The organism is Hyalangium gracile (genome assembly GCF_020103725.1).
GTDB classification, from domain to species: Bacteria; Myxococcota; Myxococcia; order Myxococcales; family Myxococcaceae; genus Hyalangium; species Hyalangium gracile.
Genome location: NZ_JAHXBG010000006.1, coordinates 382,008 through 398,716, shown reverse-complemented (window position 1 = coordinate 398,716; position 16,709 = coordinate 382,008). Strand labels below are relative to the sequence as shown.

General features: G+C 70.5%; 11 protein-coding genes. 7 read left to right on the top strand and 4 right to left on the bottom strand.

Annotation, left to right across the window (positions count from 1 at the left end):
* The first annotated feature begins 64 nt into the window (after positions 1–64).
* From KY572_RS14580 to KY572_RS14570, 3 genes are all read left to right on the top strand, one after another.
* Positions 65–898: an oxidoreductase gene (locus KY572_RS14580; RefSeq protein WP_224243213.1), complete on the top strand. Its 834-nt coding sequence runs from the start codon at positions 65–67 to the stop codon at positions 896–898.
* Between the two features lie 182 nt (positions 899–1,080).
* On the top strand, positions 1,081–2,220 hold the full coding sequence (locus KY572_RS14575; protein WP_224243212.1) for a hypothetical protein: 1,140 nt from the start codon (positions 1,081–1,083) through the stop codon (positions 2,218–2,220).
* 49 nt (positions 2,221–2,269) lie between these two features.
* Positions 2,270–2,611 (top strand): hypothetical protein, encoded by a 342-nt coding sequence (locus KY572_RS14570; RefSeq protein ID WP_224243211.1) that lies wholly within the window; start codon positions 2,270–2,272, stop codon positions 2,609–2,611.
* An 81-nt stretch (positions 2,612–2,692) separates the two neighbouring features.
* Here the strand turns inward: KY572_RS14570 and KY572_RS14565 are convergent, their stop codons facing one another.
* The 3 genes from KY572_RS14565 to KY572_RS14555 form a co-directional block, all read right to left on the bottom strand.
* Positions 2,693–3,334: a ribonuclease T2 family protein gene (locus KY572_RS14565; RefSeq protein WP_224243210.1), complete on the bottom strand. Its 642-nt coding sequence runs from the start codon at positions 3,332–3,334 to the stop codon at positions 2,693–2,695.
* Between the two features lie 219 nt (positions 3,335–3,553).
* Positions 3,554–4,534 (bottom strand): trigger factor, encoded by a 981-nt coding sequence (locus KY572_RS14560; protein ID WP_224243209.1) that lies wholly within the window; start codon positions 4,532–4,534, stop codon positions 3,554–3,556.
* Between the two features lie 96 nt (positions 4,535–4,630).
* Complete coding sequence (locus KY572_RS14555; protein ID WP_224243208.1) at positions 4,631–5,968, bottom strand: hypothetical protein; 1,338 nt, start codon at positions 5,966–5,968, stop codon at positions 4,631–4,633.
* Positions 5,969–6,187: 219 nt separating this feature from the next.
* On the opposite strand from KY572_RS14555, the gene KY572_RS14550 reads away from it, so the two are divergent.
* From KY572_RS14550 to KY572_RS14540, 3 genes are all read left to right on the top strand, one after another.
* The gene (locus KY572_RS14550) at positions 6,188–7,702 is read left to right on the top strand and encodes an FAD-binding oxidoreductase (RefSeq protein ID WP_224243207.1); all 1,515 of its coding nucleotides are present in this window, start codon (positions 6,188–6,190) and stop codon (positions 7,700–7,702) included.
* Between the two features lie 232 nt (positions 7,703–7,934).
* Entirely contained in the window at positions 7,935–9,074 is a 1,140-nt protein-coding gene (locus tag KY572_RS14545) for a hypothetical protein (RefSeq protein ID WP_224243206.1), read from the top strand.
* A 459-nt stretch (positions 9,075–9,533) separates the two neighbouring features.
* Entirely contained in the window at positions 9,534–10,985 is a 1,452-nt protein-coding gene (locus KY572_RS14540) for a hypothetical protein (RefSeq protein ID WP_224243205.1), read from the top strand.
* Positions 10,986–11,034: 49 nt separating this feature from the next.
* Here KY572_RS14540 and KY572_RS14535 read toward each other — a convergent pair whose 3' ends face one another.
* Positions 11,035–13,401, bottom strand: coding sequence for a hypothetical protein (locus KY572_RS14535; RefSeq protein ID WP_224243204.1), 2,367 nt, complete (start codon positions 13,399–13,401; stop codon positions 11,035–11,037).
* 185 nt (positions 13,402–13,586) lie between these two features.
* Here KY572_RS14535 and KY572_RS14530 point away from each other — a divergent pair, with 185 nt between their 5' ends.
* A complete protein-coding gene (locus KY572_RS14530) occupies positions 13,587–16,700 on the top strand; it encodes a tetratricopeptide repeat protein (protein WP_224243203.1) in 3,114 nt (1,037 codons plus the stop codon).
* Positions 16,701–16,709 lie beyond the last annotated feature (9 nt).

Here is a 16,709-nt window from a genome sequence, read left to right as displayed (position 1 = left end):
ATCCAGATACGACGTGTTTCTCTACGAAGTGGACCGCCTTAGTCATTGCCCCGAGGAGGAAGTCATGGGCACACAAGGCAAGGTCTGGTTCGTCACGGGTTCGTCGTCGGGGTTCGGCCGCTGCATCGTGGAGGAGGTCATCGCGCGTGGAGAGCGCGTCGTCGCCACGGCGAGGGACACACGCTCGCTGGAGGACCTGGTGGCGCGCGCTCCGGAGCGCGTGCTCGCCGTCCGGCTCGATGTCACGAAGCCCGAGGAGATTCGCAGCGCCGTCTCGGCGGCGGAGGAGCGCTTCGGTGGCATCGACGTGGTGGTGAACAACGCGGGCTACAGCATTCTGGGCGCGGTGGAGGAGACGAGCGACGAGGAGCTCCGGGCGGCGTTCGAGCCGCTGTTCTTCGGAGCGGTGGCGGTCACGCGCGCGGTGCTTCCTCGGATGCGGGAGCGCCGCTCGGGAACCATCGTGCAGCTGACGAGCTTGACCGGGCTCGTCACGTTCCCGGGCACCGGAGCGTACAGCGCGGCGAAGCACGCCCTGGAGGCGCTGTCCGAGTCGCTCGCGAAGGAAGTCGAGCCCCACGGCGTGCGGGTGCTCATCGTCGAGCCGGGGATGTTCCGGACGCAGCTGCTCGGCCCTTCGTACCGGCCGATGCCGGAGATGGAGGCGTACGCCGCGACGGTCGGCCAGATGCGCACGTACGTGGAGCAGTCCCGCGGCCAGCAGCCAGGCGATCCCGCCAAGGCCGCCAAGGCCATCTTCGACGCGGTGGCCTCGAGCCCCTCGACGTTGCGCCTCCCCTTGGGGACGGATGCGCCCGGAGCGATCCGCGAGAAGCTCGCGCAGGTGAAGGCGGAGGTGGACCGCACGGAGCAGCTCGCGCTCTCCATGGGGTTCTGAGTCGGGTCCGGGCGCCTCCCGGCTGTGGTGACAGCAGTCACCACCTCGGCCTGGGAACTGGTGACAGCAGACAGCACCTGCCCCGGCCAGGAGGTCTGCGTCTCAGAGGGAGCGCCGTGCCAGCCGGGCGTGGCACAGCCGGTGCAATCAGGGTGGGCAGGCACGCTTCTCCCGAGGCTCACATGATCAAGAGCAAGTTCTCCGCCTTCAAGCTTCCGTCCCTCCAGACGCCCTCCTCCCGAGGCAACCAGCACACGGGAGCCCCCACCGCTCCTGGCCTCAACCCCGGCGGGCTGAACAGGCCCGGGGCGACGCCGCGGAGCCCTCAGCTCCAGGACTCCTTTGGCCAGAGCCGGGGCCTGCCCAGCGCGGGCACGCCCTCCGCCGGCCCGTCCATGTGGTCCCGGATGAATCCGTCGAACCTGTTCACGCCCTCCCCGGCGCGGCAGCAGCAGGCGGCCATCAAGCAGGACGCCGCCTCGCTGCAGAACGTGCCGGGTGGCTTCCCCGCCCCCACCGGCCTCTACCACGCCACCTCGACGGCCGCGTGGAACGGCATGAGCAAGACGGGAGGCCTGGTCCCCGCCTCGATGCTCAACCAGCACGGCATCCAGCGCGTGACGGGCGAGGGCGACCAGTTCAGCAAGCAGGCGGGTGAGAAGGACTTCATCAGCTTCGGTCAGGGCCCCAAGGGCCTGGGCACCTCGCGCGCCTACTTCCAGCAGACGGCGAACTCGCCCAGCTACAGCCCCCACCTCTACTCGGATGCCCAGCTCAGCGACGAGATCGCCCAGTCGAAGAAGCTGCTCGCCAACTGGAACCTGCCCGAGGGCCGGGTGGTCGGCGACATGGTGGACAAGCCTCGGGTGGAGGCGCGTCTGCGTCACCTGGAGGCGGAGCAGAGCATGCGCAAGAACATGCCCGGGAGAGAGACGCCCTACCCCATCATGTTCGACTTCAAGGGCGACAACCTGAACGCCAAGCCCATGGGCATGGGCCCGGGAGAGGCCGCGGTGCACGGGCCCGTCATGTTCAAGGACAACCTGCAGCGCATGTTCGTCCCGGCGGACAAGGTGAAGGACATGCAGGCCCGCCTGGATGCGACGATGGGCCCCGGCCACAACGTGCAGGTGCTCTCCTTCGAGGGCCAGACGAAGTTCCTCGAGCAGCAGAAGAAGGCCAATGGAGCCAACGCCTCCAATCCGGCCTACCTCGCCCTGCGTGAGGATGGGGTCGTCTCCAGCAACCTCAACAGGATGGAGAGCAACCGCCAGACCTTCTACAACATGGCAGGCGAGAACCTGAACGTGCCGACCCTCTAGTCGTCGCCCCCTGCCCGCCTTCCTCTTTCTTCTTCAAGGAGACTTCTCCATGACCACCCTCTTGGCCGTTCCCAAAGCCAGTGATTCCTATCCGCGCGGCGCGCTCTCGGAGATCAGCGTGTCCGCCGGCGGCAAGCTCCAGGTGAAGTGCGACGACGACATCATCTATGACTGGGTGACGACGCTGCTGGCCGAGCGCCTGTTCGTGCAGGGCGAGGGCTTCGGCAAGCTGAAGCGCGACGCCCGCGGCCAGCTCACGAGGGATCCGGAGACGCGCAAGTTCCAGATCGAGCGCTACGTGGACCTGGCGCAGCCCGCGCAGGAGATCCTCGGGGCCATCCGCGACAACCTGGAGGCCACCGAGCAGTTCGAGCTGTCCTGGAAGGACTGAGCGGCGCGCCCCTGGTAGCCCCGCCTTCAACGCGGCCCGTCCGTCCCATGTGAGACGGACGGGCCGTTCTTTTTTCCCAGGCTACCGCTTCGCCGCGAGCCGGAGCTGGTCGCCCTGGCACTGGAAGTTGATGCCGCCGCCGCACTTGCGCGGTGTCCTGGCGTCCTTGTCCAGGCAGATGCCCACCTCCACGAGCTGGCTCTTGTTGCACTTGATGGCGACCATGTCCGCGGTGAGCGAAGGGTTGGCCGCCAGCAGGTCCTGGAGGAAGTCCTGCTTCTTCACGACGATGGGCTGCTCGGGGTTGCGGTAGCGCTCGGGAACCTGGAAGGAGGTGAAGACGGCGCGCACCGCCTGGAAGTAGCCGTCCACGCCGAGCCCGCTGCAGGTGCCGTGCTTCTTCCACTCGTGCTGGACGAGCTGGCTCGAGGGCATGATGTCGAGCATCGAGTCGACCACCTGCTGGGGGACCTGCTCCGTCGAGCAGTTCTGCGGCCACTTGCCGTTGTCGTATTGCGGCCACAGCCCGTGCACGACGAACCCGAAGTGCTTGTCGGGGCCGCACTGCCGCGGGTCGCCGGAGCCTCCCTTCGAGGCGCAGTACTGGGGCGACCAGGACAGATCGAGCAGGTAGTAGTCGAAGGAAGGCTGCGGCTGGGCGTGCGCCGTCATCGACACGAGCAGCATGCTGGCGAGCGCCAGCGCGGAACGAAGGGCATTCATGGCTTTCTCCTGGGGAGGGGGGCTGGGGTGTGACGGAAGGCACCCTACCCAGGGCGGGCCCCGAGCAATGTGAGGCGGCTCACAGCAGAACCGTGAAGCTGCTCACTCCCGCGGACGCACGTAGGGGTCCACGTGCCGCCGGGAACTCCCGGCAGGCTCCGCGGACCCCTCTTGGTGACACGCTTCGCGCTGGAACTCTCACGCGCGGGCGGCAGCCCTTCAGGCCGCTGCCACCTGCACCTTGGCCCGGCTCATGACGTGGTCCACGGCCGTGAGGTGCCAAGCCATCTGATCGATCCGGGCCATGTTCTGGGGCTCGGCCTTCAGGGCGGCCATCACCTCGTGCAGCTGCAGGCCGGCGGCGTCGGCCTCGTCCTTGAGGAGCTTCTCCACCCGCTGCGGGGTGAGCGCCAGCTTGTCCCGCTTGCAGATGGCGCCCAGGGCCAGGGCGATGCGCAGCCGCAGCTCCACCTCGGCCCGCGTCTGCCCATCCTCCAGCCAGCCCCGCAGCGCCTCGGCCCGGCGCGCGTCGTCGAAGCCCAGCTTGGTCAGCACCTGCTCCTCGCTGGCGCTCCAGCGGCGGCGGATCTCCTCATCCACCAGGTCCGCCGGCACCGTCACCCGGGTGCGCGCCGCCACCGTGGCCAGCACCTGCCGCTGCACCTGGCTCATCAGCAGCTGCGTGGCCTCGGCCTCCATCTGGCGCACCACCTTCTTCATGGCCTCCGCCAGGGTGGTGGCGCCGAAGGCCTTCAGGAAGGCCGGGTTGCTCAGCTCGGGGTAGGTCACCTCGCGCGCACCCCACAGCTGCACGGTGAAGCGCGCCACGGCCCCCCGCAGGGACTCGACGGGGTAGTCGCTCGGCAGGGTGATGTCCACCGTCACCTTCTCCCGGGGCTTGCGGCCCACCAGCGACTCGTAGAGCCCCGGCAGCATGGGCTCGGGCTCCAGCCGCACCCACTCGCCGGTGCGCACGCTGAAGGGAATGAGCTTGCCCCGGCTGTAGCCGACGATGTCGAACTGCACCTCGTCTCCCCACGCCACCTTCTCGCTGGGGTAGCGGAAGCGCTCGGTGGCCAGGGGGCGCGCCAGCTCCAGGAAGCGCGCCTGGACCTGCTCCGCGGTGAACGCCTCCGGAGGCGTGATGGTGACGGACAGGTCCTCCAGGGAGGGCGCCTCCACCCGAGGAAGGGACATCATCACCGAACGATCATCCTGCGGGAGCGGCGAAGACAGCATCGGAATCGAGAAGGAGCTCATGGAAGTCACCCTGGAGAACACGCGTTGGAGGAGGAACTACCAGCCCTTGAAGAAGTCCTTGATGCCCTCGCCCACCTTCTTGGCGGTGTCCTTGATGCCCTCGCCCACCTTCTCGGCGGTGTCCTTGATGCCCTCGCCCACCTTCTTGGCGGTGTCCTTGACGCCCTCACCCACCTTCTTGGCGACGTCCTTGATCTCGCCTCCGAAGTTCTTCACCACCTCGCTCACGACGGAGGTGCCCGTCGAGATGAGGCCGCCCACCTGGGAGACGATGGGGATGTTGGTCGCGGCCAGCGCCGAGCCTCCGGCGACGATGCCCGAGGTGATCTTGTCGCCCACGCTCGCGTTCGGGTCCTTGAACGTCTTCACCGCGTTGGCGATGTCCAGGCCCGCCATGGCGACGTTGGCGCCCGGGATGAAGCGGGAGAGGGCCTTGCCGCCCGTCTTCAGAGCCGTCTTCGCCAGGTCATCGGCCTTGCCCGCCAGGCCGGAGGGCTTGACGTCCGGCGCGGAGGAGGGCCTGGCGTCCGGCGTGGACGGCTTGCTCTCCGGGCCGTTGGGCCTGGTGGACTGGGAGTCCGGCGTGGACGGCTTGGACTCCGGGCCGTTGGGCTTGTTGGAGGAGGGGTGCCTGCGGAACTGATCGCCCAGGTCGGCCAGGTCTCCCACGCCACCGGCGAGATCCCCCACGCCGCCGAAGAACTGTCCCAGCTGGCTGGCCGGGTCGGCGTACTGGCCCGCGTACGGATCGGCGTACTGGCCCGCGTACGGATCGGCGACCTGGCCGGCATACGGGTCGGCGTACTGGCCCGCGTACGGGTCGGCGTACTGGCCCAGCTGGTCCGCGCTGTACTGCCCCGCCTCGACGTTGCCCGCAGCCAGCGGGCCCTGGGTGTAGGCCATGCCCTGGAGGACATCGAGCTGGCGCGCGCCCGAGCCGCCGTTGACGACGCCGGCAACCTGGTTGGCGATGTTCAGGGGCATCTGGGCCGCCCCCGCCAAGGCGTTCGTGGCCGCACCCTGCAGCCCGGCGAACTGCGCCTGAGCGCTCGAGGCGAGGCCCGCCGCCAGCTGGATGCCCGCCTGAGCGGAGGCCAGCGCGCGGGTGGCCACCCCGAGGGCCTCGCCGATCGCAGCCTGAGCCCCCAGGCCCTTCTGGGCAACGGCGTCGACAGCGCCGCCGATCAGGGCAGGCATGGCACCGCGCGCGGCCACCGCGGTTCCCGCTTCGAACGACGAGGCGTCCTGCTGGACCGGCAGCATCCGCTTCTCCGCCACCTCGAGCGGCATGACAGGCTTCTGGGAGACGGGCTCCGCGGGAAGCGACTGGGCCAGGGGCAGGAAGGGGCGGTTGCCGGAGATGGGAGCGGTCATGGGGGGCCTCGAAGAAAGGGGTCGGACAGGGCTAGAGCAGGCCGCGTGCCAACCGCTCCCAGGCGAGCGATATCGCCGGTTTCCCTCTAGAAGCCCTGGGTGTACGCCCCGCTCACCCCACCCTCTCTGGTGACAGCCGTTCGGAGAGCGGTGACGGCTGTCATCACCGGTAGACTCGGGGCGAGGCGGGCGCGCTCCAGCGCCGCCACGGGAGAAGGCATGGACCGGCTGCAAGAGGCACTCGAGGCATGGCGCCGGGCGCTGGGCGAGGAGCACGTGCTCGTCGACGAGGCGACGCTGGCCCGGGCCGGCACGGCGACCTTCGCCACCACCCAGGCTGTCGGCGCGGTGCTGCGTCCTGGGAATACCGAGGAAGTTCGCGCCTGTGTGCGCATCGCCCAGCAGCTGCATGTCCCCCTCACCCCGGTGAGCGCCGGGCGCAACCAGGGCTATGGCTCGCGGGTGCCGGCCCGGAATGGGGTGCTGGTGGAGCTGGGCCGGATGAACCGGGTGCTCGAGTTCAACGAGGAGCTGGCGTACCTCACCGTGGAGCCGGGCGTCTCCTTCGCGCAGGCCCACGCCTTCCTGGAGGAGCAGGGCTCACGGCTGCAGCTGGCCACCATCGGCGGGCCGCCCCAGGCGAGCCTCATCGGCAACGCGCTCGAGCGGGGGGATGGGACGGGGCCCCACGGGGACATCTTCCAGCACGTGTGCGGGCTGGAGGTGGTGCTGCCCACGGGTGAGTGCCTCCACACCGGGCCCGGGCGCTACCCCCGAGCCCAGGCGGCGTCCGTGCTGCGCTGGGGCGCGGGCCCCGGCCTGGATGGGCTCTTCAGCCAGTCGAACCTGGGCATCGTGACGCGGATGACGTTCTGGCTGGTGCCGCGGGCGCCCTGCCTCCGCCTGGTGTCTGGCGTGCTGGAGGACCCCTTCCAGGTGGGCCCGGTGTTGGAGCGCCTGCGGCAGCTGCGGCTGGAGGGCACCCTGCGCGAGGCCTTCTCCCTATGGAATGACTACAAGGTGCTCTCCGTGCTCGGCCAGTACCCGTGGGAGGCGACCCGGGGGCTCACGCCGCTGCCCGAGTCCCTGCGCCAGAAGCTGCGCGCCGAGCAGAAGGTCTTCCCCTGGCACGTGAGCTGCGTGCTCGAGGCCCCGAGCGAGGCCCAGGCCCAGGCCGCACAGGAGCGCGTGGAGCACGTGCTGAAGGAGGCCCTGCCCACCCTGTCCTGCCTGCGAGAGGAAGAGGTGGGGCCCGGGGGGCTGCGGCAGGTGCCCTCGGCGCGCAACCTGCGGATGATGTACTGGCGCAAGCGCACGCCCCTGCCCGAGGTGCCGGAGCCGGAGCGGGACGGGTGCGGCTTCATCTGGCTGTCCTGCGCCGTGCCGATGACGGCCTCCCACCTAGAGACGGCGCTGGCGCTCGCGGAGCCCGTGCCGCTGCGGTTCGGCTTCGAGCCCAACCTGTGCGTGCTGGGAGTCTCGGCGCGCTGCGCCTATCTGGTGGTGGCGATCATCTATGATCGAGCGGTTGAAGGAGAGGATGCCCGCGCGCTGGCGTGCCACCACGCCCTGCAGCAGGCCCTGGGGGAAGCGGGCTACTACCCGGCGCGCCTGGGCATCCAGTCGCCCGTGCTCCCCTTCGTGCCGGAGGATGACTCGCTGGCGGTGCTGAGGACGCTCAAGGCCGCGCTGGACCCTCACGGCATCCTCTCTCCCGGGCGCTACCTGCCCTGAGGCCCCTGCCTGGTGACGGCTGTCATCTCGCTGGTGGATGCAGTCACCGGGCGAACCTGGGCGCTTGTCATCCTCTGCCCCTCCTTGGGGGCTCTCCTCCCACCTAACCCCTTGAGAGCACGTTGAGTTCCGGGGAGCACCGGCCCTGGCACGAGCGCTGCAGTCATGCCTTCTCGTCAAGGCACTTCCCCTCGGCAGCCGCCCCCTCACCGGTCCTCTCAGGAGATATCCCATGCGTCTCGGCAAGCTCCCCAAGTTCAACCTCCCCAGCCTCCCCAAGCCGAGCTTGCCCAAGCCGAGCGCTCCGAAGCCGACCGCGCCCAAGCCGACCTTCACCCCGCGCCCGGACATCAACGGCAACTTCCCCGGCCAGAAGCCGGGCGGCGCGCCCAAGCCGACCTTCACCCCGCGCCCGGACATCAACGGCAACTTCCCTGGCCAGAAGCCGGGCGGCGCGCCCAAGCCGACCTTCACCCCGCGCCCGGACATCAACGGCAACTTCCCCGGCCAGAAGCCGGGCGGCGTCTCCACCTTCACCCCGCGCCCGGACATCAACGGCAACCTCCCTGGCCAGAAGCCCAACCTGGGTAACCCGTTCAGCGGCCTGAACAACCCGTTCAGCGGCATCAACAAGCCCTTCAGCGGCCTGAACAACCCGCTCAGTGGCCTGAACAACCCGCTCAGCGGCATCAACAAGCCCTTCAGCGGCCTGAACAACCCGCTCGGCGGCATCGGCAACCCGCTCGGCGGCGTTGGCAATGTGCTCGGTGGCATCGGCAGCGGCATCGGCGGTGCCTTCTCGGCGGCGGGCGGCGTCCTCGGCGGCGTGGCCAGCGGCGCGGCGGGCCTTGTCGGCGCGGGCCTCGAGGCGGCCACCATGCTGCCCAGCGCCCTGGCCATGATGAACCCGCAGATGATGGATCCGTACGCGGCCGGCGCCCTGCCTCCCGACCTCGCCGGCGCCATGCCGGCCGATCCGTACGCCGCCAGCGCCATGCCGATGGACCCGTACGCCGCCGGCGCCCCGCCGATGGACCCGTACGCCGCCGGTGCCCTGCCGATGGATCCGTACGCCGCTGGCGCCCTGCCTCCCGACCTCGCTGGCGCCCCAATGATGGACCCGTACGCGGCCAGCGCCCTGCCGATGGATCCGTACGCGGCGGGCGGACTCCCTGCCGACCTTGCTGGCGCCCCGACGATGGATCCGTACGCGGCGGGTGGCGCGCTCCCGGCGGAGACCCCCGCGGCTGCTCCGGCCGATCCCCTGCAGGCGAGCCTGGGCAACATCTTCGACACGGTGTCCAACGCCATCAACACCGCGACCCAGGCCGTCAACAGCATCAAGCAGATCGTCGACCCCCCGGTGTTCTAGCCGTCGACGCAGCCGCCCTTCGAAGGTCCTGACAACAGCCGGCCTCCACGCCTCTGACGGAAACGTCGGGTGTGGGGGCCGTGCTCGTTCATGCATCACGCGTGGCCCGAGCACCGAGCCGAGCTCCTCGCTCCGGCCTCGGCCCCTCACCTGGTGACAACCGTCACTTCCCAGGTGAGTGCAGTCACCTCTCCCCTCTTCCCAGAGGGGAGAGGACTCGCCGAAACCGGGTGGGCTCCCGTCCGCTGTACTCCCAGGTGGTGACAGCTCTCACGGTCCTGGTGATGGCGCTCACCAGCTCTCTGGCTCCTCCCACCCCCGCCCCAACGTAACCCCTTGAAACCAGGTATGCCTGAGGGCGCCAAGGGTGGGACCAGGAGATGGCATGTCGGATGCTAAGGGACATGGCATCACCTCCACGCACTGGACACGGTGCGCACCCCTCAAGGAGACACTGTCATGGCCCGCATCGGTTTCCGCTCGTTCCGCTCGCCTTCGCTGTCCGCCCCCAAGGCTCCGGGCCTGGCCCCGAAGCCGACCCGGGCCATCCACAACCCGAACAAGCCGGCGGTCAGCTCGCAGGGCACGGCCCGCAGCCTGTTCGAGACGAAGACGCCCAAGGCGCCCGAGGGCTACGGCCTGCAGCGTCGCAACGAGGGGCTGCTGCCCAAGCACCACCGGGCCAACGCGCCGCAGGTGATGGGCTCCAACAACTTCCCGGACGTGCGGCCGGGCGGCCAGCTCTTCGGCTCGCCGGGCGGTGGCGCGCAGGTGAACGCGACGCACAACCTGACGGGCAGCGGCCACGTCTCGTCGCTGGCGGGCTCGGACATCTCGGCGCCGGCCAGCTACCGGCCGGACCTGTCTGACCGCGTGGGCAGGCCGGTGGGCTCGTACACGGGAGCCGCGGGCACCAAGGCCGAGAAGATGACGGAGCACCGGAAGGAGAGCCACCGCATCCAGCAGATGATGGCGAACAACACCGGCGGCCCGGGCAGCAACAACGCGGTGGCCAACGAGCGGAAGTACGGCTACTCGTACGCGAACGAGAACGGCAACGGCCGCTTCACCCGGGAGGGCTCGGCCGAGGCGAGCTACACCTCGGCGGGAGTGCGGGTGGAGGACAGCCACCAGGGCCGCTTCGGGCGGACGGAGTGGAAGGGGTCCGCGGAGGGCCCCGCGGCGAAGCTGGCCGGCGAGTATGAGCTCCGGGCGAACAAGAACCCCGGCGAGCAGGCGCTGGCCGCGCACGTGAAGGCGGAGGGCTCCGCCAGCCTGTACAAGGCCACCGGAGCGGTGGACCACCGCTTCAACCGGCACTTCGGAGTGGGCGCGCATGGCTTCTCGGAGGCCAGCGCCTTCAGCTCCAACGAGGCCTCGCTGGTGGCGGACCGCAAGCAGCACACGTACATGGGCAAGCTGTCGAGCGCCAACATCGCGGGCGTGCAGGCCGGTGGCGGCGTCTCGGGCAAAGTGGGCCCGTTCCAGGGTGACGTCACGGCGGCCAAGCTGGTGGGCGTGGGGCACGTGTTCAACGTGGGTGCCGGCGTGAACCGCGGCGTCTACAGCGGCGTGGTGGACCTGGGCGGAGCGATGGGCGCCGGCGGCCGGCTGCGCGTGGGCGGCAGCTTCGACGGCGTGGAGGCGAAGGACTCGCTGCGCAACGCGCACAACAAGATGACCAACCCGAACTACAGCCAGGAGGTCCGCGACCGGACGAAGGGCTCGACGATCGAGGAGCGCGCGCAGTTCCAGAAGATGACCATCGACCAGAACGAGCTCTTCAACGCGGCGTACAAGCAGCAGCTGGCCGATCAGCGCGCGGCGCAGGTGAAGAACGCGACGAACGTGGAGATCCCCTCCGGCTCGCTGAGCCCCTCGATGTTCGACCACATCTTCGCGGGTGGGTGAGCGGGGTGAGCCCGGGCCCGCGGCAGCGCCGTAGGCCCGGGCCTGACGTCTACTGGTTGGGGGAAAGGCGCCGGAGCTCCTGCTTCTGAGTGTCGCTCAGGTACGAGCTGCCCTTCCTGGGGCTGCTGGTCCGGTTGAGGATCGCCTTCACGTCGCGGACCTCGTTCTTGATGAAGTCGATCGCCAGCGCCTGCAGCTCCTTGCCCATGGCGATGAGCGCCGCCCCGTCCTTCATGGTCAGGTCCGGCCCCGTCGGGTTCTTGAGGATGGGAGGGATCTGCCCCTGCCTCAGCGCGTCGAGCGTCGCGCGGCCGCCCAGCAGGCGGGTGCTGGCGTAGGCCTGGAACCGCGCCGCGGTATCCGGGTTCTTGAAGAGCTTCGTCAGCAGGAACTTCGCGGCCCCGGGCACCTGGTCGCTGCGCCGCATGGGCAGCTGCTGCGCGTCCCGCTCCAGCTTCTCGAAGGCCTGCTTGAACTGCTTGTCGTCGCCGTCGCCCAGCGAGAAGCGATCGCGGAGCTCTCCCATGGCGATGTTGCCCTTCATGGTGGCGAGCTCCTCCATCACGAAGATCATCAGCTTGGCCTGGACCAGCCCGATGGCCAGCGGCGGCGCCGCGGCAATCTCGAACACCGTCGCGGTGCTCCCGGTGACGGCGCCGATGCCGGACAGCACCGAGATGCCGCTGTCAGCCAGGTCCACCGCCGCCTTCCAGCGATCCGACTGGCTGACCTTCTTCCCATCCAGGTCCGTGCCGTACGCCACCTTCTTCGCGTTGCCGTAGAGCCCCACGAGGTCCGTGGGCAGCTTGAAGGCGCCCGCCACTCCGCCCAGCAGCTTGATGACCTGCTCCTCCAGCCCCGGCTGCTGGGCGACGAGCTGCAGCAGCCCGCTCACCAGCGCGGGGGCGGAGCTGATCCCCGCGAAGGTGCCCTCGGCCGTCTTGCCCTTGGCGATGCTGTCGGCCGCGTTCTTCAGCGTGTCCAGCGCGTCCGGCAGGCCGGGGATGTTCAGCGCGGTCGCCGCGGTCTTCAGGTTCCCGGAGAGGGTCGAGATGGTCTCGAGGTTCTTGAGGAGGTCGGCGGAGTTCTCGAGCTGAGGGACCTGGACCTGCTTCGCCGTCGCCTCCTGGGCCACCTTGTCGAACATGGCCTTGAGCGGCCGGCCCAGCGGGCCCGACGCCTGGACGTACTCCAACATCCGCTGCTTGTCGGCCTCGAGGTTCTCGGGGCTGACGCTCCCCGAGCGCAGCGCGTACGCGATGTCGATCGCGGCGGTGAACTTGCCCACCTGCTCATCGCCCAGCTTCCGTGAGAAGGCCTCCGCGCTGATCTCCTCCGTCATGGCCGCCACCACGTCGGCATCCGGGAGCTGGCCGAGCGGCATGTTGGCGATGTTGTTCATCAGGGCGATGGCCGCGCGCGGCGTCTTCCCGGCGCTCTCGGTGCCGGCCAGCAGCGTCTTCTGGATGTCCCCCATCTGGGTGGCCATCGCCTGGAGCGCGGGCTTCAGAGGGCTCTTGTCGGGGAGCGCCTTGAGCGCGGTCTCGAGCTTGCGCTGCGCCTCGGGGAGCGCGTCGAACGCCGAGTCCTTGCCGTGCCCGAGCTCCCGCGTGGTGCGCATCGCCTCGTAGTAGGCGATCATCCCCTCGCGAGTGGCCGGGTCATTGACGTACTTGAGCATCTTGTCGAAGTCGACGTCGGTGCCGTTGATGGCCGCCTCGCGCAGCGAGGGCAGCACCGCGCCCTGCATCGCGTAGAGCTTGTCGAGCGAGTCCAGCCCCAGTGACGCCGCGAGGTTCGCGTCCTTCAGGATGCCGAGCTGTTCCGGATCGAAGGTATAGGCATCGGTGGGGTTGTTGTTGGCCGCCTTCTTGAAGTCGTCGGCGGTCTTGAGCACCAGCCCGGTGTCCTTGTCCACCACGAGCTGATCGCCGAAGCGCCGGTCCATCTCGGCGGCGGCGATCGTCGAGACCTCCTTCGAGAAGCCGAGCTTCTGCGCCGCGTCGATGACGAACGCCTGCGGGAGGCTCGGGAGCGCGCCCTCCTGGGGCACGGGGACATCCTTCACCGTCTTGGGCTCCTTGGGGCTCGCCGGGAGGTCCAGGGCCTCGGGGGGCCGCGCGGTGGCCCGCAGCATGGCGGTCTTGAGGAGATCGTCGGTCACCAGCGGCTTCAGCAGACCGTTGCCCAGCAACTGCTGATCCATGGGCTTTGTCCGCGGGGACATCGTGAAGGTGTCCCGCTGCAGGATGCTCGGCTGCGGCTTGACCGGCTGCTGCGGCTTGACCGGCTGCTGCTGCTTGGGCGTCGTGGGCTTCTTCGCGTCCGTCTTCGCCGTCGTGGGCTTCTTCTTGTCTGGCGGATCATTCTGCTGAATCGGGCGAGGGCGGGGACCGGTGATCTTCTGGGAGGACATGTTCGCTCCTTCAAGCTGTGCCTACAGGCGACCACAGGTGGGGCAAGGCCCTCTGCGTGCCGTTCACCGAGAGGTCGCCCGTGCTCGATTCTTTTTGCATTTCCCGGATTTATTCCGAACCCGGGTGAGAGCGGGGATTCCGCTGAAGTATGTTTCCCTGGCTAGACCTACCCAGAGCCGTTTCCATGCCTCCGTGTCCTGACGAGAACGAACTGCTGGAGTGGGAGCAGGGGCGCCTGTCCGTGGACGCCGAGGCCCGGCTGGAGGCCCACCTGGATCAGTGCGCGGCGTGCTGCGCGGTGGTGGCAGGGCTCAAGGGGCAGGCGGCACTGGGCGACGAGCCCCTGGAGTCCCTGTCGCCCGGGCCGGGGGCGCCTCCGCACGCTGGAGCACGTGTGGGGCGCTATGTGCTGCTGCGGCGCGTGGGAGAGGGGGGCATGGGGGTCGTCTTCGCCGCGTATGATCCGGACCTGGACCGGGAGGTGGCGCTCAAGCTGCTCAAGCCCGGGGCGGTGACGGACGCGGGGGCAGGCGGGCGGCTGGTGCGCGAGGCCCAGGCGCTGGCCCGGCTCTCCCACCCCAACGTCGTCATCGTGCATGACGTGGGCCTGGACGGTGACACCGTCTTCCTCGCCATGGAGCTGGTGCGGGGGCGGACGCTGCGGCACTGGCTGGCGGAGGCGCCTCGGCCGTGGCGCGAGGTGCTCGCGCGCTTCCTCCAGGCGGGCCGGGGGCTGGCGGCCGCGCACGCGGTGGGGCTGGTGCACAGCGACTTCAAGCCAGACAACGTGCTGCTGGGAGACGACGGCCAGGTGCGCGTCACCGACTTCGGCCTCGCGCTCCGGCTCCCCACCGAGCCGCTGCCTGGGGAGGGCTCCACCTCGGAGTCCTCGCCGTGGGGAGAAGACACCCTCGCGGGCGTGCGGCAGGGAACCCCCGCGTACATGTCCCCGGAGCAGTGGCGGGGCCAGCGAGCCGACGCGCGCAGCGACCAGTTCAGCTTCTGCGTCGCGTTGTACGAGGCCCTCTTCGGCCAGCGGCCTTTCGCGGGGGCGACAGCGGGAGAGCGCGCCCGGGCCCTGCGCGAGGGACGGGTGACGCCGCCGCCTCCCGGCTCGGCGGTGCCCGGCGCCGTGCGAGACGCCTTGCTGCGGGGCCTGGCCCTGGAGCCGAACTCTCGCCACCTCTCAATGGACGCGCTGCTGGCCCGGCTCGAGTCCGGCTCGCGGGTACGCCGCTGGCGCTGGGCGGCCGCGGCGCTGGCCGCGGGAGTGGTGGCCAGCACCGCCCTGGGCTTCGCGCTGGCCCGGGGAGATGCCACGCGGGTGTGCACCGGCCTGGAGGCCCGGCTGGAGGGTACCTGGGACACGGCGCGCCGGGCTCGGCTGGAGCAGCGCTTCCGTCAGGGCGCGCTGTCGTCCCCCGGGGACACCTTCGAGTCCACCGTGCGAGCGCTGGACGCCTATGCCCAGGCGCTGGTGGCCCAGGAGCGCCAGTCCTGCGAGGACACGCGAGTGCGGCAGGCGCAGTCCGAGCGGTTGATGGATCTGCGCGCCGCGTGCCTGGATGGCCGGCGCCAGGCGCTGCGCGTCCTGGTGGAGCTGCTGGAGACAGGAGAGCGGGAGGCGCTCACCCGGGCGCCCGAGGCCGCGCGGCAGCTGCCCTCCCTGGCTGCGTGCGCGGACCGGGACGCGCTCGCCCGCGTGGATCCCCTGCCGCAGGCCCCGGAAGCCCGGCGGCAGCTGGCCGCGCTGAGCCAGGAGCTGGACGGACTGCGCGTGCAGGGCGCGGCCGGCTTCCATGCGCGCGCACTGCCCCGGCTGGAAGAGGTGGTGGCGGAGCTGCGGGGGCTGGGGCACCGGCCCACGCTGGCGCGAGCCCTGCTGCTGCTGGGCGAGCTGCGAGGCACCGCGGGCAGCTTCGCGCCGGCGCGCGAGGTGCTGGAGGAGGCAGTGCGCGTCGCGGAGGCCGGGCACGACGACGAGACGGCCGCGCACGCATGGAACCGCCTCCTCTATACGGAAACCGAGGGCATGGGCCTGGTGAAGGAGGCCGAGCGCACCGCGCGCATGGCGGAGGCGGCCCTGGAGCGGCTGGGGCCCGAGGCCTCCCTGGAGCTGGCCGCCGAGCTGCACCGCGTCCGCAGCAGCCTCAGCTACAAGCAGGGGGAGTACGCGCGGGCGCTGGCCGACGCCAGCCAGGCCCTCGCACTGCTGGAGCGAGCGCGAGGGCCTCGAGACGTGGCGCTCGCCGACATGCTCATCGGCATGGGCCTGGCGCTCAACGCGCTGGGGCGCTACGCCGAGGCGGAGCGGCACCATGGGCGCGCCCTGGCGTTGGTCGAAACGGTGTACGGCTTGGAGCACCCGCTGCGCGCCGCGCACCTCAACAACGTGGCCACCGCGCTGCGGCTCCAGGGGAAGGTGGCCGAGGCGGTGGCGCGCTACGGCGAAGCGCTCGCGCTGGGCGAGCGCCTCCTCGGCGCGGAGCACTCCAGCACGAGCATGATCCGGGTGAACCTGGGAGACGCGCTCGCGCGGCAAGGCCAGCTGGCCGAGGCGCTGCCCCACTACGAGCGCGCCCTGGCGAGCCTGCGCAAGGCAGGAGACGGGGGCCGGCTACGGGTGGCCAACGTGCTGCTGAGCCTGGGCAATGCCCAGGTGGACCTGGGGCAGCACGGGCAGGCGGAGGCGTCCTACCGCGAGGCGCTCGCCATCCAGGAGGCGCAGCTTGGTCCCCGGCACCCGGACGTCGCCCTGTCGCGCAACAACCTGGGCTGGGTGGCGATGGACGCGGGCCGACTGGAGGAGGCGCGCGCCCACTTCGAGGCGGCGCGCGCGCTGTGGGAGGCCACGCTCGGCCCCAACCACCCGAAGGTGGCCAGCGCGCTGTACAACCTGGGGGAGGTGGAGCTGCACCTGCGCAGGGTGAAGCCGGCGCTCGCCCACCTGCGGCGGGCGCTGGAGGTGCGTGAGCAGGCGCTCGGGGCGGAGCACCCCCGGGTGGCGCAGACGCTCGGGCTGCTGGGCGAGGCGCTGGTGGAGGGCGGCCAGCTGCGCGAGGCCCGCGAGCCGCTGGAGCGGGCGGTGGCGCTCTCCGCGAGGGTGGAGCTGGCCCCGCCGGAGCGGGCTCGTGCGCGCTTCGCGCTCGCTCGCGTCCTCTGGCCAACGAGCGGGGAGCGGCCCCGGGCGCTCGCCCTGGCGCGAGAGGCCCAGGAGGCCTACGCCCGAGGCGCGCCCGCCTACACGGCCCGAGCGCGAGAGGTGCAGGCCTGGCTGGAGGCGCACGGCCCTCCCTGAGCCGGGCGT